General features: G+C 42.8%; 21 protein-coding genes and 1 tRNA gene. 13 read left to right on the forward strand and 9 right to left on the reverse strand.

Annotated elements, in window-relative coordinates; all coding sequences use genetic code 11:
* Positions 1–32 precede the first annotated feature (32 nt).
* From ACFQ0C_RS27865 to nagA, 3 genes are all read left to right on the forward strand, one after another.
* Positions 33–1289: an AGE family epimerase/isomerase gene (locus ACFQ0C_RS27865; RefSeq protein WP_379371540.1), complete on the forward strand. Its 1257-nt coding sequence runs from the start codon at positions 33–35 to the stop codon at positions 1287–1289.
* Positions 1290–1354: 65 nt separating this feature from the next.
* The gene (locus ACFQ0C_RS27870; RefSeq protein ID WP_379371542.1) at positions 1355–2845 is read left to right on the forward strand and encodes a neutral/alkaline non-lysosomal ceramidase N-terminal domain-containing protein; all 1491 of its coding nucleotides are present in this window, start codon (positions 1355–1357) and stop codon (positions 2843–2845) included.
* A 25-nt stretch (positions 2846–2870) separates the two neighbouring features.
* Positions 2871–4064 carry an N-acetylglucosamine-6-phosphate deacetylase gene (gene nagA / locus ACFQ0C_RS27875; RefSeq protein WP_379371545.1) on the forward strand — a complete coding sequence of 398 codons (1194 nt, stop codon included), beginning with the start codon at positions 2871–2873 and terminating at the stop codon, positions 4062–4064.
* A 123-nt stretch (positions 4065–4187) separates the two neighbouring features.
* Here nagA and ACFQ0C_RS27880 read toward each other — a convergent pair whose 3' ends face one another.
* From ACFQ0C_RS27880 to ACFQ0C_RS27900, 5 genes are all read right to left on the reverse strand, one after another.
* Entirely contained in the window at positions 4188–5015 is an 828-nt protein-coding gene (locus tag ACFQ0C_RS27880) for a carbohydrate ABC transporter permease (RefSeq protein ID WP_379371547.1), read from the reverse strand.
* Positions 5012–5935 carry a carbohydrate ABC transporter permease gene (locus ACFQ0C_RS27885; protein ID WP_379371549.1) on the reverse strand — a complete coding sequence of 308 codons (924 nt, stop codon included), beginning with the start codon at positions 5933–5935 and terminating at the stop codon, positions 5012–5014. Before ACFQ0C_RS27885 ends, ACFQ0C_RS27880 begins: the two co-directional genes overlap by 4 nt.
* A 332-nt stretch (positions 5936–6267) precedes the next feature.
* The gene (locus ACFQ0C_RS27890) at positions 6268–7563 is read right to left on the reverse strand and encodes an ABC transporter substrate-binding protein (protein ID WP_379371551.1); all 1296 of its coding nucleotides are present in this window, start codon (positions 7561–7563) and stop codon (positions 6268–6270) included.
* Positions 7564–7674: 111 nt separating this feature from the next.
* On the reverse strand, positions 7675–9192 hold the full coding sequence (locus ACFQ0C_RS27895; protein ID WP_379371553.1) for a response regulator: 1518 nt from the start codon (positions 9190–9192) through the stop codon (positions 7675–7677).
* Positions 9170–11002: a sensor histidine kinase gene (locus ACFQ0C_RS27900; RefSeq protein WP_379371555.1), complete on the reverse strand. Its 1833-nt coding sequence runs from the start codon at positions 11000–11002 to the stop codon at positions 9170–9172. The genes ACFQ0C_RS27895 and ACFQ0C_RS27900 overlap by 23 nt, the downstream gene beginning before the upstream one ends.
* Positions 11003–11267: 265 nt before the next feature.
* Here ACFQ0C_RS27900 and ACFQ0C_RS27905 point away from each other — a divergent pair, with 265 nt between their 5' ends.
* The 5 genes from ACFQ0C_RS27905 to ACFQ0C_RS27925 all read left to right on the forward strand — a co-directional run bounded on the left by ACFQ0C_RS27905 (position 11268) and on the right by ACFQ0C_RS27925 (position 17279).
* Positions 11268–11918: an MgtC/SapB family protein gene (locus tag ACFQ0C_RS27905; protein WP_379371557.1), complete on the forward strand. Its 651-nt coding sequence runs from the start codon at positions 11268–11270 to the stop codon at positions 11916–11918.
* Between the two features lie 94 nt (positions 11919–12012).
* Positions 12013–12089 (forward strand) — tRNA-Arg (locus tag ACFQ0C_RS27910).
* 179 nt (positions 12090–12268) lie between these two features.
* On the forward strand, positions 12269–12787 hold the full coding sequence (locus ACFQ0C_RS27915; protein ID WP_379371559.1) for a hypothetical protein: 519 nt from the start codon (positions 12269–12271) through the stop codon (positions 12785–12787).
* 714 nt (positions 12788–13501) lie between these two features.
* Entirely contained in the window at positions 13502–15340 is a 1839-nt protein-coding gene (locus ACFQ0C_RS27920; protein ID WP_379371561.1) for an NACHT domain-containing protein, read from the forward strand.
* 592 nt (positions 15341–15932) lie between these two features.
* Positions 15933–17279 carry a YopA family protein gene (locus ACFQ0C_RS27925; RefSeq protein WP_379371563.1) on the forward strand — a complete coding sequence of 449 codons (1347 nt, stop codon included), beginning with the start codon at positions 15933–15935 and terminating at the stop codon, positions 17277–17279.
* 210 nt (positions 17280–17489) lie between these two features.
* On the opposite strand, the gene ACFQ0C_RS27930 is transcribed toward ACFQ0C_RS27925, so the two are convergent.
* The 4 genes from ACFQ0C_RS27930 to ACFQ0C_RS27945 form a co-directional block, all read right to left on the reverse strand.
* Positions 17490–17705 (reverse strand): hypothetical protein, encoded by a 216-nt coding sequence (locus ACFQ0C_RS27930; protein WP_379371565.1) that lies wholly within the window; start codon positions 17703–17705, stop codon positions 17490–17492.
* Complete coding sequence (locus ACFQ0C_RS27935; RefSeq protein WP_379371567.1) at positions 17702–17968, reverse strand: hypothetical protein; 267 nt, start codon at positions 17966–17968, stop codon at positions 17702–17704. The genes ACFQ0C_RS27930 and ACFQ0C_RS27935 overlap by 4 nt, the downstream gene beginning before the upstream one ends.
* Before the next feature lie 88 nt (positions 17969–18056).
* Entirely contained in the window at positions 18057–18488 is a 432-nt protein-coding gene (locus ACFQ0C_RS27940; RefSeq protein ID WP_379371569.1) for an anti-sigma factor family protein, read from the reverse strand.
* Positions 18489–18540: 52 nt separating this feature from the next.
* Positions 18541–19038, reverse strand: coding sequence for an RNA polymerase sigma factor (locus ACFQ0C_RS27945; protein WP_379371571.1), 498 nt, complete (start codon positions 19036–19038; stop codon positions 18541–18543).
* A gap of 237 nt (positions 19039–19275) precedes the next feature.
* Here ACFQ0C_RS27945 and ACFQ0C_RS27950 point away from each other — a divergent pair, with 237 nt between their 5' ends.
* The 5 genes from ACFQ0C_RS27950 (at position 19276) to ACFQ0C_RS27970 (ending at position 25001) form a co-directional block, all read left to right on the forward strand.
* Positions 19276–19953: a response regulator transcription factor gene (locus ACFQ0C_RS27950; protein WP_379371573.1), complete on the forward strand. Its 678-nt coding sequence runs from the start codon at positions 19276–19278 to the stop codon at positions 19951–19953.
* On the forward strand, positions 19950–21353 hold the full coding sequence (locus ACFQ0C_RS27955) for a HAMP domain-containing sensor histidine kinase (RefSeq protein ID WP_379371575.1): 1404 nt from the start codon (positions 19950–19952) through the stop codon (positions 21351–21353). Before ACFQ0C_RS27950 ends, ACFQ0C_RS27955 begins: the two co-directional genes overlap by 4 nt.
* Before the next feature lie 209 nt (positions 21354–21562).
* Entirely contained in the window at positions 21563–22693 is a 1131-nt protein-coding gene (locus ACFQ0C_RS27960; RefSeq protein WP_379371577.1) for a Fe(3+) ABC transporter substrate-binding protein, read from the forward strand.
* A gap of 2 nt (positions 22694–22695) precedes the next feature.
* Complete coding sequence (locus ACFQ0C_RS27965) at positions 22696–24348, forward strand: ABC transporter permease (protein WP_379371579.1); 1653 nt, start codon at positions 22696–22698, stop codon at positions 24346–24348.
* Positions 24345–25001 (forward strand): ABC transporter ATP-binding protein, encoded by a 657-nt coding sequence (locus ACFQ0C_RS27970; RefSeq protein ID WP_379371581.1) that lies wholly within the window; start codon positions 24345–24347, stop codon positions 24999–25001. Before ACFQ0C_RS27965 ends, ACFQ0C_RS27970 begins: the two co-directional genes overlap by 4 nt.
* The last annotated feature ends 205 nt before the right edge of the window (positions 25002–25206 follow it).

A 25206-nucleotide genomic window follows, 5' to 3' on the forward strand; every position in this document is an offset into this window, starting at 1 on the left:
TACTACACAATTCAATGATATTGAGGTGAACAATGAACAAGCTGTTGCCATTTTATCAGGATCATGTGCAGCATGTACTGCTTCCCTTTTGGATGAGGGCGCTTGATGACAAGCACGGGGGTGTGTACACCTGCTTCAACAATATAGGGAATGAATTGATAGGCACGGACAAATATACATGGTCGCAAGGTCGGTTCATATGGTTGCTGGCGAAATTATCAAATCTGTGCAGCAAAGGGCTGTTACAAGGGGACGCTGATTTTTATCTGCAGCATGCAAGGAAAACGGTCGATTTTTTACAGCAGCATGTGTTTATGGAGAATGGAAACTGCGCTTATGTATTGTCCGAGTCGGGTGAAAAGAAGGAATTGGCAGCGGGGGAAGGCTATGACACGAGCTTTTATGCCGATTGCTTTGTAGTTCTGGGCTTTGCCCAATATGCTGTTACGGCCCACGATTCGGAGGTGCTTAAAGCTGCCCTGCGGCTGTATCATCGGATTGATGAAAGGTTGGCAGATGGAGATATTCGCAGCGAACCGTATCCCATCCCGGATGGATATAAGGCGCATTCCGTATCCATGATAATGCTGAACGTTTCGCAAGAGCTTGCTGATGCGTTGGAGGTTTTCCATCATGAAGAAGCATCGGAAATACGCAGGAAAAGCAGTACTTATATGGACGAGATTATGGAATGCTTCCTTGACTCGGACGGTTTAATAAGAGAAATGCTTCCAGCTAATCCAAGCGATAGCGATACATTGCTCAGTACACACATTACACCCGGGCATTCCCTGGAGTGTATGTGGTTCGTTATGCACGAAGCGGGTAAATTAGGCCGTACCGAGCTGATTCCCGAAGCGATACAAGCTGTGAAGCGGGCCGTGCAGCTAGGCTGGGACTCCGAATTTGGAGGGTTGTTCCGCTATGTCGACCGCAAGGGCGAAGCGCCGCAGGGTCGCAAAGCAGGCGGACGTTATGAAGGACTCGTTTGCGACACCTGGGATATGAAAATTTGGTGGCCCCACTCAGAAGCACTGTATGTGCTGCTGCTTGCACACAAGCTGACGGGAGACACCGAGTGTCTTGAAAAATATGAACAGATGCATGATTATGTGTTCCGTACCTTTCCTAATTCCGATCCCTCCATCGGGGAGTGGGTCCAGATTCGCAATCGTAGAGGAGATCCGGTGCAAAAGACGGTCGCTTTGCCGGTCAAGGATCCTTATCACATTATGCGCAATGCTTTGCTGATCATCGAATTGCTGTCTGATGAGTCAGTGAATAAGTAAGTAAGAAAAATAAGGGAACGCGGGAAAACCGCGACTCCTAACCCAATCGACAGGAGCGAAAGCCCATGGAAGCGCGCTTGCTGCTTGGCTCCGCCAAGGCGGACATTACTCCGGAAAGGCCTATACCTTTGGCGGGGTTTGCCCATCGCCAAGGGACATTCGAATCCGTTAAACACCCGCTTCATGTGCGGGTTTTTTTCTTTAAGCAAGAGGAGGCAGGGAGCACTCCTATACGATTGAATTCAGAACAGGATGAATCCCATAAGATGACCTGGTCAGCACAAGTGCTGCTCCTATCCGCTGATTTGATCTGGTGGGGCAGCGAACGACTTGAAGGCTTAAGGCAGCAATTAGGCCGACGATGGGGATTCAAGAGTGAAGAGATAGTATTCCATGCTACCCATAATCATTCAGGTCCACAGACGAGTGGTGCTTTCACTTCATCAATCGGCAAGCCTGACCCAGCCTATATTTCCTTCTTGGAAGCAGCCATACTGACTGCCGTTGAAGAGGCAGCTTCCACATTTGAGCCTGTAACGGTGGAGAGCGGCCGGGGGGAGTGCCACATGGGCATTAACCGTAGAAAGTGGATGAATGGTCAGATCATCATGGCTCCTAATGCAAGTGGCACTACAGACCCCGCTGTTACAGTTACACGGTTTAACAAGCTTATAGGTGGAGAGACGAAAGCGCTGCTGGTTCATTATTCTTGTCATCCGACGACAACAGGAGATAACGACGTTTCTTCGGAATTTCCGGGGATTGCAATGGAGCTTCTGGAGCATGCCATTGGGGGGAATGCAATCGCCACTTTTGTGCAAGGCTTTTGTGCCGATGTACGGCCTGCCCTGGTTGAAGGAGAGAGCTTCTTCCGCGGGGATGACAAGCATGTAGAGCAGCTGGGGAGAATGCTGGCTGATGAGGTGCTTGCCGTGCTGGGAAGGCCTATGAAGCAGCTTCCCCCTGCAGTGCTTAACGGACGGCGATTGACGGTCCCTCTTCCGTTTCAAGCTGTGACTACTCCGAAGGAGCTCAAAGAAATCGCCGAGGTGGCTTTGCACTCTATCGAGAGAAGTGTGGCAGAATCCAATTCAGAATTGGTGATAGATGCCGATTCGATTCTACCTTCTGCTGACAAGTCCCCTTCACAGCATTCTGACGCAGCTGTTGCCAATCCGCAGCTTCTGAAGCTGCAGCCGGAAATTATTATCGAGTGGAGCAGGCTGCTGCTCAGCGAGCCGGAACGGCTGCGTGAGGCAGCCGATTTGGAGATGACCCTGCTGACAATTGCAGAGGGCTGTTCCATCCTCGCTGTAAATGCTGAAATGTCCGTTCATTACGGACTATGGGTAAAGCAGCTTTTGGGTAATGGAGTGATGCCGACAGGATACAGCAATGGGATGATCGGTTACGTGCCAACTTCCTCCCAAATTGACGAAGGTGGATACGAAGCGCACGACTCAATCTATTATTTTGGCCTTCCGGGACCGTTCGCCCATGAGCTGGAATCATCGATTTATGAAGCCATAAAGCAGTTCCGTTCTCATAAGGAATAGAAAGATAGAATGAAGGAGGTGCAGCATGTCAATCGAGACAGCCGTAACAGAAATTAGGGGAAAGCTAGTAACAACAGGGGAATCTGTTCTTATAGAACTGGAAGGAGGGCGAATTGCCAAGATATCTCCATCCAGTCAACAGGAACCTGATAATGATGAGCTGTGGATCGCACCGGGCTTGATCGACTTGCAGATCAACGGTTATGCCGGTTACGATGTTAATCTTTCCGATTCCTCTATGGAAGAGCGTATTGAAACTATCCGGCTAATGGTTGATAAGGTGCTGGCAAGCGGAGTGACTTCTTTTTGCCCAACCATTATTACAGCGAGTTATGAACAAATCCACGATACCTTGACTGCGCTGCGACTAGCCTGCGAACGATATGTGGTGGTTGATGAGACAATCGTCGGGATTCATATGGAGGGGCCGTATTTGTCCGATCAGGATGGTCCAAGGGGAGCGCACCCGAAGGAGCATATCCGTGACCCGGAATGGACAGAATTTACGAATTGGCAGCATGCCTCTGGCGGCCGTATTCGAGTGGTTACAATCGCTCCTGAGCGAAGCGGGGCTCTTGCCATGATCCGTGAACTCGCAAGGGAGGGGATATTGGTGTGCATCGGGCACACAGCTGCCACTCATGAAGAGATTGCGGCAGCTGTTGATGCAGGAGCTCGCATGTCTACGCATCTCGGTAATGCGGCCCACCTTCAGCTGCCCCGGCATCCCAATTATATTTGGTCTCAATTGTCGGAGGACCGGTTATCCGCGAGTATTATTGCGGACGGTCATCATCTGCATCCATCCGTTGTAAAGGTGATAGCGCGAGTTAAACAGGACCGGCTTGTGCTAGTCAGCGACGCTGTTCATCTTGCCGGGATGAAAGCAGGTATCTACAAGACACATGTGGGAGGCGAAGTCGAGCTGCTGCCGTCGGGGCGTTTGCAGATGGCTGCCAACCCGCTCATGCTCGCCGGAGCAGCCGTATCGTTGTCCGAATGCGTGCAATGCTTTATGCGGTTTACGGGTGCCGAGCTGAGCGAGGCCATCAGAATGGCTACGTTAAAGCCCGCTCATCTGCTTGGTGAGCAGCAGATTGGGGCCATTGAGGCCGGCTATTGGGCTGACCTGATCTTGTTCGCAAGGGATAAAAGTGAAGGCAGAATCAGTATCCGATCCGTTATTAAACGCGGCAAGCAAGTTCATAACATACAGTGATTGTGCATGCATTTGAATAGCGAGCTCGAAGGTAGCCAGTTTTTTCAGGGGCATAGCCGGACGATCCCCTATGAGCAATGGTCAGAGCACGGCTTGTTTGTAGCCCGATGTGCTTGTTGGCGATTATTTAAGCGCTCCTTCCGTAAGTCCCCCAATAATATACTTCTGAGTGAAGCCATACAAAATAATAATCGGGAGCATTGAAATAAAGAAACCGGCAAATGCCAAATTGTAATTGAAAGCATACTCACTTTTGAAATTATAAATGAAGAGCGGCAGCGTCCAATAATCCGGATGACGATTCAGAATGATTAGGGGAAGCTGAAAGTCGTTCCAGATCCACAAGCTGTTCAAGATCAGAACGGTAGCGATGATTGGCAGCATAAGCGGATATATAATCCGTGTAAAAGTCGTCCATACCCCGCTGCCGTCTATTTTGGAAGCTTCGTCAAGCTCCAACGGTATATTTTTGAGAAACCCGACACATAAGAATATGCCTTGAGCAAAGGCCAATGTAACATACATTACGATAAGACCATTTTGATCCAACAGCTTTAGATTACTCATATGTCTGTATATGGGAAGCATAATGGCTTGAAACGGAACGAAAATGCCGGACATCACAAATAAATATAAAAATCTATAGTAGGGCTTGGAAAAATTCCGTGAAATAGCGTAAGAGACCATTGGAATCAACAGCAGCATGAGCAGGACAGAAAGTATAGTTACATAGACGGAATTTCCCACAAACTTAAAGAAGTTAGCTTTATGAATGACCTCAACGAAATTGCCCATATAGAAGCTGGAAGGTAGAGCAAAAAAGCTTTTTGCAGTTTCGGCTGTTGTTTTCATAGCGATGGTCAAAGTCAAATACAAGGGTGCGAGCACAAAGCACATACCAACTACGAGTACGAGATAGGACATTGTCCGAGATATTACGCTAGTCCTCACAGCTGTCCGGCCTCCTTGCGGTTCAACAATTTGATTTGGATAAAGGAAATCGTAGCGATCATCAGGAACACATAGATGGCTTCCGCGGTACCGTAGCCGAATTTCATCTCCGTCATCCCATGCTTATAGATCAGGAAGCCCATCGACTCCGTCGCATGTGCAGGACCACCATCCGTCATAGCGACGATATAATCGAACACGGTGAGAGCACCTTTGATGGCAATGACTAAATTAACCGTCAGCATCGGGATTAGGAAGGGGACAGTGACAGAGAAAAAGCGTTGTACCGGGGTTGCCCCATCGATGACAGCGGCTTCCTTTAAATCTTTGGGAACACTCGAAAGTCCTGCAATAAAGATAACCATTGGTGTTGCAATCCCATGCCATATATTCGTAAGGGCAATTCCATACATGGCAGTATTTTTATTTCCCAATATGTTTTTGGACAGCCACTCCAGGGAAAGCGCCTCTCCTAAATGAGGAAGTACGGAATAAAAGACTTGATTGAAAATAAGTCCGACTGTAAGCATGCTTAATACGGCTGGAAAGAAAAATACGGACCGGAAGAAACCGCGAAGCTTCAGACTGCCGCTTAATAAAATGGCCAATACTAACGCGATCAGCAGCTTAATGACAACGACCAGAGATGTATAGAGAAAAGTAAATTTCATGGAATCGATAAATCGGCTGTCTTTCATAATGTTAATGTAGTTATTCAGACCAACGAAACGAAACGACTTGGAAAAGCCGTCCCAATTCGTCATGCTGTAGAAGAATCCCATCCCTACCGGGAACAGAAAAAAAACAATATATAACAACAGGGTGGGCAATGTAAGCAAAAAGAAAATGAGCCCTGCTTTGCTTGCAGTTATTGACTTTTTCTTTTTGACAGATAGCCCTGTACCGGGTACAACCTCCATAGTCCACCTCCATACGTTCTAACCTAATTGAAGTCATAGAAAAACCCCCTGGACACGGATCTGCTTGCCTCGGGGGCTATGTTTATAATATCAGACTCTATAAGTTTTCAGCGGAGCTGAACAAGTCGGATATTGCAAGAAAAGCTACAACTTAGACACGAATGTATCTTCATCGAAAGAGCTTCGATCGGAAGCTTTTCTTATAATATCAGACTCTATAAGTTTTCAGCGGAGCCGAACAAGTCGGATATTGCAAGAAAAGCTACAACTTAGACACGAATGTATCTTCATCGAAAGAGCTTCGATCGGAAGCTTTTCTTATACCATTCCAACTACTGATTTAGCTTATTGTAAAAAATCTTATCCAGAGCCTTCAGGTATCCATCAACATCGCCTGTGGCGAACATTTCCTGGGTTGCCTTACCTACATCGCCATTTACTCCCGGTGGCCATACCCGCTCAATGGTCGGATACACTTTGCCTGCTGCAATCAGATTGCTCAAACTCGTAATTTCCTTATTGTTGTTAGTAACTCCATTAATGGCTGCAGGATAACCGCTTAGATCGACATACTTTTGAACAACTTCCTTTGATGACATAAATTCAATAAATTTCTTGGCTTCCGGTTGATTTTTACCTTTGGCAGGAATGCCAATTGCGGTGTCAACGGATACTTGGACCTTGGTGTTGTCCGCTGTCGCCGCTGGCATAGGGAACATCGAGAACTTCAAGTTAGGATTGGACTTCTTGATGGGTTGAATCGCCCAAATTCCTGTATACCACATAGCCGATTTACCGTTGGCAAACTCAGGAAGAGCGTCGTCGTATCCTGTACCAAGCGCATCCTTCTGAGCGTATTTTCTAAGATTGTACAGCTTTTGGGCAAAAGGCTTGAATTCTGCGTTATCGGTAATATGAGCTTTACCTTTCATGACGTTATCGAGAAAATTTTGAACATCAGGAATTTGAAGCCCCATCCTGGATACGACTTCCTGACGGATGCCATTCCAATCTTTATCATGGAAATAGAAAGGCGTTTTGCCTGCTGCTTTGATTTTGTCAGCGGTTGCAATAAGCTCGTCATAGGTTTTCGGAATTTGCAAGCCCAATTCATTAAACATGTCGATGTTGTAGTATACGCCGAGAGTGGCTACGGCAATCGGTACCAAGTAGTTCTTTCCATCAATTTTACTAAGGTCTGCGAGTGCGGGAGAGACGTTAGCCATCAGCGGTCCGCCAGTCAAGTCAACCACTCTGCCTTCTTTGGAAAGCTGCTGAAACACGGCATTGTGAGGGAAATGGGTAAACGCGGCCGGAGCATCATCGGTGGAAACGCGCATGGTCCATACATTTTCCGGATTAGGGACATTGTTCTGCTCGACGGTAATGTTAGGATTTTTACTCTGAAAATCTTTAATTAATTCATTGACTACATCGACCATTTCGGATTTCATTTGGAAGTACTCGATTTTTACCTTTTGGCCGCTTGCTGCGGGTGCTGCCCCTGGGCTTTCGGCTTTGCCATCCTTACTCGTACCAGCTCCGCCAGAGCTATCATTGGAGCAAGCGGTTACAATTACTAAAGCTGAAGCCAATAGGACAGAAGTCCATTTTCCTGCTACTCTCATTTTTATTTGACCCCTTTCGTTTGCTGATATTCCAAGTATATTTAAGGATGTCACTATGAAATATGAGATAGATGACTTTATGAGTATGAGAAAAATGACTATTGTTTCCCATCAAGCATCGGGCTGCTTATTGCCACTTTTATATTTTCCAGGTGTTTCGCCAAAGCTTTTCTTGTACATTTGGATAAAGTAGGAATAATCATTAAAACCCACCGCACTTGCTACCTCAGCTATGGTCAAGGTAGTATCATTTTCGAGCATCGATTTAGCCTTCAGCATTCGCACAGAGAGCAGAAATTGGGAAAAGCCCATCCCGGTTTTTTTCTTAAATAGACGACTTAAATAAGCTGGATCTGTAAAATACATATTTTTGGCCAAATCTTCTAGCAGGATATCTTGCTTGTAGTTGTGCAGCATGTAATTTTTGATGTGCTCGATCATGTCTGTTTTAACTCTGCCCTGCAGCAGACGTTCACCGAGCTTCGCTATCACCTGGGCAAACTCCTCAGCTATGCTTTCCACGGAATGATATTCATGCAGATCAATTTGCTGCAGGAAAACTTCGGCTGCTTCATTTCTTGTATTCATTAGCTCAATAACTGAATTTAACATTGCTGTAACTTTGGCACACATATCATGAAGCACGTTTACCGATAAATTATGCTGGGCGGCTTCCGTCATAAAATGGCGCATCGTATCAGCAGCTTCTACCGTCTGACCCTTCAGTAGCTTCTGGTGCAAGCAGGAAATCCACTCATCGATAGCGGCATAGTTATACGGATGGTTCCTACAAGCAAATGCGGCGTCATAAACTTGATTTTCCCCGGAGATCAGTCTGTAGAGTAGAGCAGTTTTAGCCTCTTTATAAGATGCTGCAAGTTCCGTAATATGCGTATGTACGCTGCTTAGCCCGACAGATAAGCTGTATTCACTTGATTGAGAGGAATCTCTGATCATTTGCTTAAAAAATTCCCGATGTTTCCCTGCCCATTCTGCTGTTAGTGAAATTCCTCCCGAATCATACATCCACATGACGAGCATATCTGCATACCGTCTATCTCCAACTATAATAGCTCGCAGCTGGGCGGCTGACAGAAGCCGTTTCACAGCTTGTTTTACATCATCTTTATAATTAACATTCATTCGGAGGATTGCAATAGCGTATCGATCGACAACCTCTATATCCAGAGGGATGAACTTGCTTGGAGTCCCCTCGTATAATAATGCGGCAAAGCAATCCTCCAGTCTTTTTTCAGTAGACATGACGACTTTATCCCTGTATTGCTCCAATAAAGTCCATATATGCTCCTTATCAACGGGCTTCAACAAATAATGCTCTACCTTGTAACGAATTGCCTGCTGCGCATATTTAAAATCATCGTACCCGCTGATTATAATGTTGGCCGTATCCGGGTGGTGCTCATATATGAAAGCGGCCAGCTCGATCCCGTCCAGGAAGGGCATGCGAATATCTGATAATACGAGGATGGGCTTAGCTTTATTAAGCAGCTCCATGGCTTCCCGGCCATCCTCCGCTTCATACAAAATCACATGTGGATTCCAATCCTGAATCATTTGTACCATCGCTTTCCTAGCAAAAAATTCGTCATCGACCACCAGTATTTTCATCAGTGTTCATCTCCTTCACTCCCGGAATGGTCATTTCGATACAAGTTCCTGTTTGCAGCTCACTGCTCAGCTTGATCCAATAGTCTTCACCGTAGAAGTTTTTAATTCTGGCATGGACATTGCGTAACCCGAAATTATCCTTGGAGTCCAGGCTTGCAGTCTGGAACGGATTTGTGAAAATATCGTTTAGTTCAGCCAGTTTCTGGTCACTCATGCCGACTCCGTCATCCTCAACTCTGATATGGAGCAGATGTCCTTTTTTGGTGATGGAAATAATTAGAGTCCCTTTGCCTCCTTTAGGCTCCAGCCCATGATAGAAGGAGTTTTCAACTAAGGGCTGCAGCAAAAACTTCAATATTTTATAAGGAAATAGATCCTCCTCTATCTCATACACAACTTGAAATTTGCCTAAAAAGCGGATTTGCTGAATACTGATATAATTTTTGATTTGTTCCAGTTCATTGTGAATCGTTGCTTCATCACCGGTTTTGATGTTATACCGATACATATCGGATAAAGACCTTGCCATAGTCGAAATATCGCTGACTCTATTTAACTCGGCTACGGAATGAATGACATTTAATGTATTGTACAGAAAATGCGGATTAATTTGCGCTTGAAGCATGTTCATCTCCGCGCGTTTCTGCAGCTGACCGGAAATAATCTCGAGCTCGCGGCTTTCCTTGAGGCGGTGAATCATTTCGTTGTAGCTGGTTACCAGCCGACTTATTTCGTCTACACGGTTCTCGTGGATGGGTACTCGGTCCAAATATCCGGAGTCAACCAGCTTCATTTCGCTGTTCAATTTATGTATGGGTTTAATAAAACGTTTGGAGAAAAATAAGGCGAGAATAAAGGCAGTGATCAAAGAAATGAAGCTCAGCAAAATATAATTCCGCGTATTGTTCAGGAATGCTTGATCGATCAGCCTTGTCGGAATGTAATGGATAACTTTCCATTTGGTCATGTCGTTGACTCGGGCGCTAAATAAATACGATTCTTGGTTCATGTACAGCTTTTGAAACTTTTTCCCATCACTCAGTTGATTGTCAAAAAAGGCCGCAATGTCCTGCGTTTCTTTGCTGTCTAGAGCTTCGGATGGAAGATTGGAATGGTATATAACTTTGCCATCCATAATGACGATTGTCCCCAACTCATTGTTCGAATTGGCAATACCTCCAAGGATGTTTTGGAGAGCTCTAAATCGGATATCTATTTTCGCATAGCTTTCAATAGTTTTATTCATATTGATATCGGTTAAATATCTGACTATAGAAATTTGTTTATCCTTATTCCCTTTCGTATTGTTTTCGTAAGGAGGGGAGATGACTATATTGCCATTAAGCAGCTCTTGTTTGTTCATTTTATCGATAGTTTGCTTCATTCCGGGCTCGAAGGCCGACATGCTGGTGTAGACGCGCCCGTTGGGAGCCATAACTGAGATTGTTGAAATATTCCCATTCATCAGCACCAATTGATCCATTGCTCTCTGAACGTAAAGGGTATCCTCCACATGCTCTCTGCTTTCCAGCTGATACCTTTTGGTTAAAATGGATTGCAGCTTGGGATCGGTTAAATAAAAGAAGGAGTTCAGCGAAACATTAGAAATAAAGTCACTTATGATCACGTTAGTCCTATTGCTAAATTCATTCAGTAAATCTTCATAGTAGCCTTTGGTTTGATTGTACAAATTGACTCCGTAGATAAGTAGAGCCGCTAGTACGGAAATCATAATAATCATGATATAGGACATCAACAGCTTGCTTTGGAATGAAACCGGTTTCAAATGTCGGATAAAGGATTTTCTCATATTCCACTCCCTTCGAGAGGATTGCAGTAATGGGTATAAAAAAAGTAAACCTTTGGTAAGGGAATTGTCAATTGTCCTTAAGGAGCATGCTTAAAAAGCTCGCAGAGCTTTTTTAAACTGAGGGGCAGGTGTAATATGGAATACACAAAATTAGTACATTAATAAGACTCATTTCCTTATTCGTGCTGCTGCCTGCTGATTTGGCAATGCACTCATTAATAAATACTAGCATTATGGAGGCTGATAATTATGCAAATATGAGTATTTGCTGCGGGTTATTCTAGCTGGAATTTGCGGTGCACTTGTTGGCTATGAACGTAAAAACCGAATGAAGGAGGCGGGTATTCGTACACATTTTGTTGTGGCACTCGGTGCTTGTCTTATGATGGTTATTTCAAAATACGGATTTCAGGACCAAAACGGATGGGAAAACGTAGCGTTCGATCCATCACGTATTGCTGCTCAGGTGGTGAGCGGAGTAGGATTTCTGGGAGCCGGCATGATCTTTATGCAGCGGCAGACTATAAAAGGGCTCACGACCGCAGCTGGCATATGGGCTACAGCAGGGGTGGGAATGGCTATTGGAGCCGGGTTATATATACTAGGCGGGGGCGTGACCCTAATTATTCTTCTCGCTCAAAAGCTATTGCATGGCCGTTTCAACTGGCTCGCCTCCCCCAAAACCGAACAATTGGTTATTCGGCTTACTAATGAGACGGGGGCAACGTATAAAATTCAACAGCTGCTTGAAGAAAAAAACATAACGATTCTTAGCTTTCATGCTGAAAGTAATGGAATCGATCCGGATGAGCTTATACTGGAGATGATTGTAAGATTTCCAGGCTCCTACAGAGTGGAGCAATTGCTGCCGATTGTGCAGGAAGCTGCGTTTGTAAGGGCAGTGGAGCTGAAGTAAAGCAGCTGAAATACAGTAGATTATACGGGGCTATCCGAAAAAAACGCAAGCACTTTTTTCCTTCGACGTTTTGTGGTAAACTAATGCTTATCGCGCGCCCGTAGCTCAGCAGGATAGAGCGTCAGTTTCCTAAACTGCAGGTCGTACGTTCGAATCGTATCGGGCGCGCCATTTATGGTAAAACCTTGTTATAGCAAGGTTTTTTGTTTTTTTAGGCGATAGTTTAGACACACAGTTTAATTCAAGAAATCATGTAGACTGTGTGTATAATATATACAGAACTGTTGCTCTAACTGACCTAACTTACGACAGCGTAACCCCAAACAGGATTCTTTGGGAGGTAATCGTGCATGTCGCAAGAAACAGGAGCCGAAAAAAGAAAGGGCAGACGGATTGTCCTTGAACGTAGAATCGTAAGTTCTGAAAATCCAGTGGTCACTAGCCAACTTCAAACTGAAATTACAGAAGCATCTAAGCTGTTTGTCAGTGTCAAGGAAGCTGAAATTGTGAAACCACGAACAAAATCAGAATACCATATTCTTTTTGGATATTTTAAGGAGTGGTTAAGTGAAAACCATTCTGAAATTATCTTTATTCAAGACATGACGGCAATAATAGTTCGCTCTTACATCAACTATTTGGCATTTGAAAAGGTGGGGTATGAAGGCATTCCTTACAGAGTTGAGAAATTACAATCAACAACTAGACTATCACCCTTTACAGTGAATATATGGATTCGGTTTCTCAAGTGTTGGTTCAATGTTTTGGTTACAGAGAACATACTTCTCTCAAGCCCTATGCAAAATATTAAGTTAGTGAGAGTTGTAGAAGATACCAAGGAGCCAATGATAGAAGAAGGACAGAACTAGTATCCTTTGTAGTGACCATAGTGCAGATATGATAAAATACTTAAAATTCATCGTTTGTGTCAATGAACTCCGTATCATATGCAAACATTCACATTGGCATAGGGTGGTTTGACTTCATGAATGATCTCGCTCCTTTAGTAGTGCACGATCACCTTTTTGTTTCGTTCTATGGATTTGGTCTTACAGGTGCTTTCGTTCGTTGCTGAAAGAGAAAGTGAGAACATCAAACATGGACAAGCAGAAGGAATATCTGTTGCGAAGGTTAAACAGCTAGGCAGACCACAGATGAACATTGACGCGTTTGAGCAAAGAACAGAAGCAGAATACTGGATTAAAATTATTCAAAGTGGGAAAGAAAAGAGATAACCGCTGTGCAGTTCATTGATATGTTAAGGCTTAAAAAGAACACCTTTTATAAGATTTTCAAGGAATATCAGAAAAAGCCTAAGTCAATTTGTCGAAAGCGTTAGAAGCATCCAAGTGATGCTTTTTTTGTTTTTAAGCAGAAGGTTTGATTACAAGCTATCCTATACAGTATGAAGGATAAGCAACATTAGATTAATCTCATTATGTTTGATAAAGGTTTAGGCTTGTCTTGCGACTAGATGAATATTGGTGATTTAATAATTATTTCCAAGACAAATATAGTTATTAATACTATAATATTACTTAAATGGTAACTCGCTTCAAAGCTAGCTAAAGGAGAACAGAGAGATGATAAACGAAGAAACTGTTACATCAGTTATAACTGAACTAATTCAAAATAATATAGACAAATGGGCGCATGGAGTAACTAATCTAGGTAAAGATACGTTAGCTAATATTAAGATAAAAATAGGTACTGCATTTAAAGATTATTTAACAACAGCAACCAATAAGTATAGTTTTACAAAAACTATTCTATATAGGTATTCGCCTGTGCATTTGTATCAATTTTATGTGGATATTGAACTGGAATCTAAAGACGGATTAGTTCAAAGTAGTGAAATTAAGAAACTTCTTGAAAATAATAACAAGTTTTTGCTTATTGGTACTGGAGGGACCGGGAAATCGACATTGATGAAGCATTTGTTTCTAAGTGCGGTAGAGTCCGAAAAATATATTCCAATTTTTATCGAGCTAAGAGAAATTAATGATCTAGAAGATATTACTTCCTTCGACTTATTAGATTTTATGTACCAAAAGATAAGTGATTTTAATTTCACGTTAGAAAAACCTTATTTTATGAACGCCATAAAAAAGGGGGATTTTGTATTTATATTTGACGGATTTGATGAGTTGAAGCAGCGGTTTAGAAATACAGTATCAAAACAAATTGTTAAAATCAGTGATAAATATACTAATAACTTTTTTATAGTTTCTTCACGCCCAGATAGAAATTTCGTAACATGGAATAATTTCCCTGAATTAAAGATGAAACCCTTATCAAAAAAACAGTGCCTTCAACTCATTGATAACTTAGAATACGATCTTAGTACTAAAGAAAATTTTAAAAAAATTCTTGATAAAAGATTATATAATGAACATGAGACCTTTTTATCAAATCCTTTATTATTAACGATTATGTTAATGACCTATAGCCAATCAGCAGATATTCCTGAAAAGTTGTGTGTATTTTATGAGCAAGCTTTTAATGCACTTTATTCACACCATGATGCTATTAAAGAAGGTGGATTCAAAAGATTTTTGTTTGCAGAGAACATGCCCATTGATACATTTAAAGATATAATAAGTTTATTTTCTATTCAGTCATATATGAGAAGTCAGACACATTTTACTGATAAAGAATTAAACGAATACTTAGAAAATGCTAAAAGAATACTTAAAATCGAATATGATGTTAAATTGGTTAAGAAAGACATTATCAATTCTGTTTGCCTTCTACTTTTAGATGGTGACAAGTATGTTTTTACCCACAGGAGTTTCCAAGAATACTTTACTGCGTATTATGTAAGCAGAGCCACCGAAGATGTTCAAAAAAAATTATTAGATGCATTACCTAAATTTTATTACAATGATATCGTATTTAACTTGCTTTTTGAGATGATGAGAGAGAGAGTTGAGAAATATTTTATATTTCCTCATCTTACTAGAATCTTTGAAGAATCTGGGTACAGTCCTGAATGTGTTAAAGACACATTTTTAAAGAATATATTCAGTATAGTGAGTTCGGTTAATATTGATATAGGTAAAGAAGATGGGAGTTATGACATAACTCTTGTTCATGATGACCGTCAAAAAGGGTATGGAAATACTATCGGTTTAATAAATTATGCTTCAAAATGTTATGCTAAGATATACAGTAAATTTTATGGGTATGATTACTCAATACCTAATAGAAAGCAAATTTATATGAGGTATTTTCCAAACCTCACTGAGAGGATCACACTTTCACCAGCTGAGTTGTTGTCGATAGTCGAGACCAAAGAAAATTTTATTTCACTACTAGAGCTAGATTTTATCGATTACTCTTTTACGATGAAAATTTTACCTTTACTTTTAAAGGAATCAAAAGAAAAACAAGAAAATATAGAATCTATTATTTTTGGCTAGGTTAGAACACCACAATCGGTAAAAAGAGCGCCGAAGAATGCTATTATATTGATATGTTACATGACAGGTATAAGGGTGTCAGAATCGGCCGCTCTAGATCGCTCAGACAGTCACTCTGCTCTATTCCCAAGTAAAAGACAAGAACGTTTTAGCATCAGAAGTATTCAGCATCTTATGGATAAGAATGGTTATAATATACACCAAACACGCCACGGTTTCATTACAGGGCTTGTGAGAGCAGGTGAAGACATAAAGCGTCATTCGAAGTCTAAGTGGCCATAGTTCAGCTGATATGATTTTACGTTACAGTATGCCAAGTGAGGAAGAAAGCTGAGAGCAGTTGAGCGAATATTAAAAGATTAGCCACCTTTCAAGGTGGCATTTTGTTTTGTTGAATGGGATGGGGATGGTTTAAAGATACAATACGATTGTTGTTACGGAAATGAGCAGTACACTTAGATCCAGAAACTCGACTGTCTTTTGAAGCGATAAGTCAAAGACGCTAATTCCAAATAGGGTACTATATTGTTAAACCAAAGGAATGAGTTTATTTTTGAAATTTCAGATGCTCAAAGTAAAGGGGAGTAATTCAATGTTAGATTTTGAAAAATTTCCAAAGGTATTAGAATCTGATTACCTTAAATTTAACATCAATGAGACTATCCCTATCTATCAAGGAGAGTTTACCTTAAATGTGAATGATGCAGAATATTTTAACTTTATTGGTGAACTATCATTGGAATGGCTCCCCAATCCAAATATTAAGTTTTTTGGAGAACCTATTCTTAAAAAAGATGCAAATTTTCACAAATTATTTAACAACTCAGAAAAGAACAAGATTAAGTTGAAAATCCCTAACCATATTGAGGACGAAGTATTTATAAGTGAATTTTCAATTATTACTGGTAGTATTGCGGGTAATGTATTTAATATTATAGAACAGCAGTCTACTAAGGTTTCTTATATAAATTGTGGAATTGTTAACTTTTTAAACACTTACGGAGATATTGTTAAATACAAGCAAAGTGGCATAAGAAGCAGGAATAAAATTAATATAAATGAGTGGGACATTATCATTGATAAAAGACCTGACTATAGTGAAAAAAAAATTAATGAAAAACTCAAAAATACTGGTGGCTATGCAATAACACATCTCTGTCAGATAAAAAGACTAGATGGAGAAATGTTTGATACTAAAGATATAGCAAGTTTGGAAAAGGCTTTATATTGGACACTCTCATTTGCATCGGGTAGGCATGTGGGAATTTGCTTATTGGAGGGCTATTTTGATAACAAAATAGTCTGGAAGAGATACGAAACCCCAATAATCGATGAATGGAAGTATAGAAAAACATGGTTCCCTATCAATGACGGGCAATCACTTCAAAGAATACTTCCACAGATATACAGTAAATTGCAGGATGAATATTGGAGCAATGTTCTGACTCATACATTAAGTTGGTATCTTGAGTGTCAATCAGATGGAATTATCGAACATAAAATAGTTTCGAGTCAAGTTGCATTAGAAACATTGGCTTGGTCATATCTTGTAGAAGATAGAAAAATTCTAAAAGAACATGAATACAAGGATATGAGAGCATCTGATATTTTTCGTTTATTTTTCAAGCAATTTTGTGAGGAAAGTTCAATCCCAATAGACTTTCCTTATTTAGATGATATTAAAAGACTAAATTATAGTGAATCTGCACATTTACTCACCGATTATAGAAATAATATTGTTCACCCCAAAAAAAAGAGGAAATTCAATTCATTACAAAGTGATTTTAGCTTCTATGTTCTAAGGTTAGGGTTACATTTTCTTGAACTTAGCCTACTCTTTATATTGAAATATGAAGGGAAATATGTGGATCAACTTTATTTTGGTTGGGATAAAACATACGACTTTGTACCATGGAATGGGAACAAGTCGCAGGCTTAATAGAAGCGTCAATGACAGCATAGTACCTACTACAGCCGCACGGGAGGCTCTATTTGGGGTGTTGGCAGTATTCGCGGAGTTTGGAACGTAACATCATTATTGATCGTCCACAAGCTGGTTTGAAAGCGGCAAGGGCAAGAGGACATAAATCCTTCGCAAGCTTCTCTTGAATGATTCCGCTTTGCCCATGATGAGCTACCCGTCGATTTCTTAAAGAAAATTTACTAAACGTGAACTTACTGCCGTTATTTTCCGCGTCAACTGCTCTTTATTCATGCCGTCAGGGATCAGCTTGACGTTGAAATTGGCGAGTTCTTTCGAATATATGGCATGAAGCTTGAACATAAGCCGCCCCGGCTTATCGGTCAGCGGCGCAAACGCATGCCACCACCTGTAACCCGATTCGTCGTTTCCTAGTGAGCTCAACCCATAATTGATCTTATTTTTCGTATTATAAGCTTAACGGTCAATTCATCCGGCAACTGCTTCCCTCCAGTGATAAGATCCGTCAATGCTTGCTCCACCGTGAGTTGCTCACCTTTCTTACTGGCTCTCCATCCTCGCATCTTTCGGTGAATCAATGGATTCCCCATTACGTCCTTAATAATAAATTTCAATTCCCTCGACTGGTTTAAGTCTATAGAGTTGCCGTCTTGATCCGTGGCTTCGCTGATGATGGAAATCCGCATCGTGTCCGCCCTTTTACCTCTACGGTAATTCCCTGATCCGTCACTTTCAGACCCATCGGTTTTACAAAACCTTCGTTATAAATATTCTTCATCCCTGGATCAACTTGTTCTGTGCTATTGAAAAACTTTTTGCGTAGTTTGCAAAAGTCGGAGGTACATAGGTTCCTAACGATATGACTACTGCCAATCCGACCGCAGCTATCGTAATTTTTTTCATAATATCAAGGCTCCTTTGTTTCCAATTGATTAGTTTAGGGGAGTCTATCACAACTTCAGCGGGATTCGTATCTTCCGATGGTGTGTATGGAGTGAGCTGATCCAAAATGTTTTGCATGAACGCTTCATCCGATACTTCTTCCTCCCATGAATCCTCAAAATCTTCATGCTTATTTATCCAATGCTCCAATTGCAGCTGGCAATCCTTGCAGCTTTCCAGATGTTTTTCAAACCGAATACTTTCAGATTGGGAAAGCTGGCCTTCCATATATGCGTTCAAAGGGTTAGTTTCCATACATTTCATACAAGAAATCCCCCTTTTCTTTTGATGCGTTCATGCTTTTGCACAATTTCAATCATGCGTGATGAAGACGCATTTGCACGGTACTTACCGGGAGCGATAACTGCTCACCGATTTCCTCATAGCTCAGTAACTGCTGATGCCGCAGCATAAACACAACACGTTGATCTGGGTCCAGCTCCTCGATCAACTTTTGTAGAGAAGCCTTACGTTCTTTTCCCAGATAATTGCTTTCCAGCGTATTGCTATGGGCGATTTCGAAATCGAGATCGATTAAGCTGGGAGTACGCTTGCGTTTACGAAGCTCGTCGATAGACCGATTCGCGGTGATACGGTATAACCAGGCAGAAAAGCTGTGCTCAGGCTTATATTCCTGTAGATGGTTGTAGGCTTTAATAAAAATCTCTTGGGCGATATCCTGTATGTCAGGCGATGGACCGAGCATTTTTAGGAGTAGGGAAAATACCCGTCCCTTGTATTTGTTAATAATTAAGGAAAAAGCCTGCTTGTCTCCGTTAAGTATGTAATCTATAAATTCCTGGTCTTCCAGCATTTTGCCCTCCTATCCAAAAAGAATGCTGAGCCAAGCATGGAGCTTTTTTGTACTTACACTTAAGTATGACGAAGCTAAAAGGCAAACCTTTCTTTTTTTGAAAAATTTTATGCAGCTATGCTGCCGTTCTTTGCCCGACTCATCATACAGCTTGCTATTCATCCTGATTGTGGAACTCTCCGTTTTCTTTTATAATTACCTCAGCTGATAATAATTCTCAAATAAAAGGGGGAGCTGATGAAAACTATATTGCTCATAGAAGACGAGCGAAATTTATCGCGCTTGATCGAATTGGAGCTTCGGCATGAATCGTTCAAGGTGATGGTTGCTCATGACGGAAAGCGGGGATTGGAGCTGGCTTTGCAGCAGGACTGGGGTGTTATCTTATTAGACCTTATGCTTCCTGGTATGGATGGAATTGAAGTGTGCTGTCGTATACGCGAGGTGAAGAGAACACCGATTATTATGCTAACAGCCAGAGACAGCCTTAAGGATCGGATATCTGGATTGGATAGTGGTGCTGACGACTACATAGCGAAGCCTTTTGCGATCGAGGAGCTGCTGGCACGCATAAGGGTAGTATTCCGAAGACGGGAAGATATTTCGGACGCGGCGATGCAGCTTCTTACTTTTCAGGACATCGTAATGAATCTGGATTCGAGGAATGTTACCAAGGGCGGCAAAACCATCGATCTGACCAAGAGAGAATACGACCTGCTTCAAGCCTTCATGAGGAATACGAATCGGGTACTGGACCGGGAAACTTTGCTGGATATGGTATGGGGGTTTGAAGCTGGGGTGGAAACGAATGTGGTGGATGTGTACGTGCGTTATTTGCGCAATAAAATGGATAACCCCGCGGAGGATAGCTGCATACAGACCGTACGCGGCATTGGCTATGTGATGAGACGATGAAGCGGTTACCCTTACGATTCGCCCAAATCCCTATAAAATGGAAACTGACAATATGGTCTACACTGCTGCTCGTTTTGCTATTCGCGGTTTACAATATAGTGCAATATGCTTTTGTTGAAAGATGGATGATTAAGCAGGAAGAAGCGAACACGCAGCAGGATATGAGGGAGATATTGAATTACTTTTTGGAGAATGAGGTATCCTTCAAGGAAGGCGAGTTCGTGCAAGCGCGTAATTTTCTCGAAAGAATGAACCGTCCCGATCAGCTTATTCGTGTTCTAAATGAGAAGGGGGAGCCTATTCTTACGGTATCCGATGATATTCCGGAGCAGTGGGTGGAGGCTAAAGCTGTAAGCTCAAAGGAATTGGTCGGGATAAAACATACGAACGATCGTTTAGTTATTATGAGAAGCCCGCTTACGATTTTCAAATTCAATGGGACTGTAGAAATCATAAAAAACATTGTGAACTTCGAAAAGCTAACGGACGCCCTCTTCTACGTGATGGTCCTATGTGGTCTAGGAGCTGTGGTGATCAGCGGCCTTGGTGGACGGCTATTGGCGGGACAACTGCTCAAGCCATTGCAAGGGATGGCCGAAACGATCCGAAACATTAAGCAAAAAGGTCTGCACGAGCGTATGCAGTTGAACAATAATAAGGATGAGATCGCTACCTTGATGGTCATGTTTAATACGATGATGGATCAGGTGGAGCGCTCCTTTCAGCAGCAAAGGCAGTTTGTAGAAGATGCTTCTCATGAGCTGAGAACACCGGTAGCTATTGTGGAAGGACATCTGTCATTGCTACAGCGGTGGGGAAAACATGATCCTGCGATATTGGAAGAATCGTTGAATGCTTCGATCCAAGAGGTTGCGCGTCTGAAAATGCTTGTGCAGGAGCTGCTGGCGCTCAGTCGTGCCGAGAAGCTGGACCCCGAGTATAACTCCGAAGTGACAGATCCGGAGCAAGCGATTCGGACTATTATTAAAAATATGGCGGTGCTCCACCCAACGTTTGATATACAAGCAGAGTTGGAGGCACTCAAATCCGTAGTCCTGGCAATATCCCCTCAGCATCTGGAGCAGATTCTGCTCATTGTGTTGGATAATGCAGTCAAGTACTCGGAGCAGCACAAAATCATTTGCGTCCGGGCTACCGTGAACGAAGAAGCAGCTCTTATCGAAGTAATCGATTCGGGAATAGGTATTGCAAGTTCCGATATGCCATATATCATGGACCGTTTCTATCGCGCGGACAAGGCCCGCAGTGGAGAACAGGCAGGGCATGGACTAGGTTTAGCGATTGCTAAACGTCTGGTAGATATATATAACGGAACGATCACTTTGCAAAGTATAGAACATGAAGGTACTACGGTCTGTATTTCTTTACCGAAAAGGTAAAGAAATTTTTTTTTCACATCAAATTCTCATTATTGTAAGTTATACTGTTAACTAGTCAAGCAACTGGTAATGATATTCATTATCATCAATAAAGATTTTAACCGATTTGGGGTTTAGGGAGAGAGGGGAGTCAACTTTTCAGGCCAATTTTATTGAGAATGAGTATTACTATCAAATATTAGTTAACGAAATGGAGATGTAGATTTCAAATGAGAAAACAAACCTTGTTCAGCACTATGCTGCTGATCATCCTGTCACTTATCGTAGCCGCATGCGGTTCAAGCCCTTCAACGGGTGGTGCGTCTTCCACGCCACAGCCTAAGGCAGAGAGCGCCGATACGGCGAAGTCCTCACAAGCTCCGGCAGCGAGTCCAACTGCAGGCAAGGATCAGGCTGTTAATATTTATACAGCGAGACACTACGAGGTGGATAGCGTATTATTCAATGCTTTTACGAAACAAACGGGGATTAAAGTTAATGAAATCAAAGGTACGGCCGAAGAGCTGGTTGAGCGCCTGAAGCGCGAAGGTACGAGTTCAGAGGCAGACTTGTTTATTACTGTAGATGGAGGCGTGCTGAACTACGCCAAGCAGAACGGTGTACTTCAAGCGATCCAGTCTCCCGCTATTGATAAGAACGTCCCCAAGCAGTGGCGCGACAAGGATAACAACTGGATTGGCATAGCAACCCGAGCTCGGGTTATCGTGTATGCTAAGGACCGGATTAAGCCGGAGCAATTGTCTACATATGAGGATCTGGCCACAGATAAGTGGAAAGGGAAGGTGTTGGCTCGCTCTTCAACCAGCTTGTATAACCAGTCACTTGTAGCTTCATTCGTTGAACTTGATGGAGAAGCAAAAGCTGAAGCATGGGCCAAAGGTATTGCCGCTAATCTGGCTCGTAAGCCGGAAGGCGGAGACCGTGATCAAGCCAAGGCTATTGCAGCCAAAGTTGGCGATGTCGCGATTATGAACACCTATTATGTAGGTCAAATGCTGGCATCCAAGGATGCGGAAGAAGTGAAAGTAGCCCAGAACATCGGCGTCTTTTTCCCGAACCAAAGCACGACAGGCACACATCTTAATATTAGCGGCGTAGGTCTGACCAAGAATGCCAAAAATAAAGACAACGCGATCAAGCTTATCGAATTTATGACTTCCAAAGAAGGCCAAACTCTTTTGACGCAAGGCAGCTTTGAGTTCCCGGTTAATGAAGCGGCGGATAAACCGGAGCTATTGAAAACTTGGGGAACATTCAAATCCCAGCAAATTGATTTTGCCAAGCTTGGAGATCACAATAAAAAAGCGACTGAGCTTCTTAACAAGGCAGGCTGGAAATAGGCATGGTTGTTTCCGCTTGGCTGCGTAATCTGAAGAGATTTAGTAACGGATGGAATTTATTAAGCATTATAGGGGCCTTCGCGGCCCTTCTTCCGTCTTTATATATTGCGACTGGTCTTTTTCGTTCCCCTAATGAGAATTGGCAGCATATTAAGGACTATTTACTGCTGGATTATGCTTTGCAATCCTTATGGCTTGTGCTAGGAACAGCAGCCTGTACCGTGTTGGTTGGTGTAACGCTTGCCTGGCTTATAGCTGCTTATGAGTTCCCGCTGAGACGATTTTTCACATGGGCTTTTGTGCTGCCGCTGGCCATTCCACCATACATTGCAGCTTACACCTATGCTAATATGTTGGGTTATACAGGCAGTGTTCAAATTTTTATGCGCAATGTTCTGGGCTGGAATCTGAATCAAGCTTATTTCGACATCATGTCGATGAAGGGTGCTATTGTTATTTTCAGCTTGTTTTTATTTCCTTATGTGTATCTGATCACGAAAACGTTCCTGGAGAGGCAAAGTGCCTCTTTCATTGAAAATGCCAGATTATTAGGCAAAAATCCGCTGTATATTTTTTTCAGGGTCGTATTGCCGCTGTCTCAGGCCGCGATTATCGGGGGAGTAAGTCTGGTCGCCTTTGAAGTATTGAATGATTTTGGGGTTACCAAGTACTTCGGGATTCAGTCTTTTACTACCGCTATTTTTCAAACCTGGTTTGGCATGTATGACGTAGAATCTGCGATGCGGTTGGCTGCACTGCTTATGAGCTTTATTGTCGGCTTATTCATAATCGAAAGAGTTCTCCGCAAACGGAAACGATATCATGCTTCAACAAGCAGGACTCGTCCTCTTAGCCGAAGGACGCTGCGCGGTATTCCTGCTCTTATCGCTGTTCTCTTCAGCGGTCTTATTGTTTCGTTGTCCTTTCTAGTTCCAGTCGTTCAGCTGATTGTATGGGCGACATGGACGTATAAGGAGGTTATGAGCGCCCAATTCATGGGACTTCTCACCAATACCCTCTTTATATCGCTGGTTTCGATCATTGTATTGATGCTTTTTGCTGTTATTGTGGCTAATGTATGCCGCTATCAGCGTTCTGCTTTTACACTTATATTGTCTAAACTTATTTCCTCAGGGTATGCGATTCCAGGTGCCGTTCTCTCGATCGGGGTGCTCGCTGTGTTCATCTCACTGGATAACCGGCTTGGCGGGGTTTATGAGAAGCTCGGTTGGGGAGCCGGCAAGCTGGTGCTCAGTATGTCCTTACTCATGCTCATCTTCGCATATGTGATCCGGTTTTTGGCCGTAGGTTTTAACTCTGTGGAGGCGGGGTTCGATAAGATCGGAAACCGCTATACGGAAGCATCCCGGCTGCTGGGATTGGGGTTTACGAAAACCTTTTTCAAGGTTGATTTGCCTTTGATCAAGGGCGCTGTGTTCACAGGCTGTATTTTGGCTTTTATGGAAATTGTCAAAGAGCTGCCACTTACTCTGCTTCTTCGGCCTTTTAATTTTGACACATTAGCCACAAAAGCCTACCAATACGCTAGTGACGAACAAATTCACCAAGCTTCCATTCCATCCTTATTCATTATAGCCGTCGGTATGATCTCGGTTTATTTCTATTACTGGTTAGGAGAGAGAAATTCAGAATGACTTTTTTTGAAATGAACGCTGTCTCTTTTCACTATGCCAAAGGCAATGAGAGTGTGCTTCATGATTTCTCTATGCACTTGGAGCAAGGCGAAGTGGTTGGTATCCTTGGTCAAAGCGGTTGCGGGAAAAGCACTCTGCTTAGGCTTATATCCGGGCTGGAGGTCCCCTCCTCAGGAAGCATTGTGATCGATGGTAAAATAATGGTAAGCGAACGGTTATTCGTCCAGCCTGAAGCCCGCGGCGTTGGGATGGTTTTTCAGGAATACGCCCTATTTCCCCATTTAACTGTAGAGCAAAATATTATGTTCGGGTTACACCGGTTATCCAGAGCCGAACGCAAGCAGCGGCTGCAGGCGATGTTAGAGCTTGTACACCTGGAGAGCTATGGGAAACGGTATCCGCACGAGCTTAGCGGAGGGCAGCAGCAGCGTGTAGCTTTTGCCCGTGCTTTGGCGCCGGAACCGGCTATACTGCTCATGGATGAGCCTTTCAGTAATTTAGACGCCGGACTGAAGGGGAAAATTCGAGAGGAGCTGCGCCAATTGCTGCGAACCGCCAACATGACCTCGATACTCGTTACCCATGATAAGGAAGATGCGGTTGCCATATGTGATCGGATTGTTCATATGACTAACGCAGAATTAGTATACTAGCCTTGGTTCGTACCGGGTGTGCCGTTTACTAAATAAAGTTCAAGGGGCTGTCCCAAAAGTCATTTTGAGACAACCCCCTCCACCATTTTATCCTGAATAGATGGTTGCAAAAGAGCCCTCAATTCCACTTTAATAGTTGAAGGCTTTTTTGCATATTCTTGTGTATTCTTAGTGATGAATAAGATGAGGTCGCTTTCCAGCGCGT

This window comes from Paenibacillus sp. GCM10027630 (assembly GCF_042676305.1).
In the GTDB taxonomy this organism is placed as follows: Bacteria; Bacillota; Bacilli; order Paenibacillales; family NBRC-103111; genus Paenibacillus_S.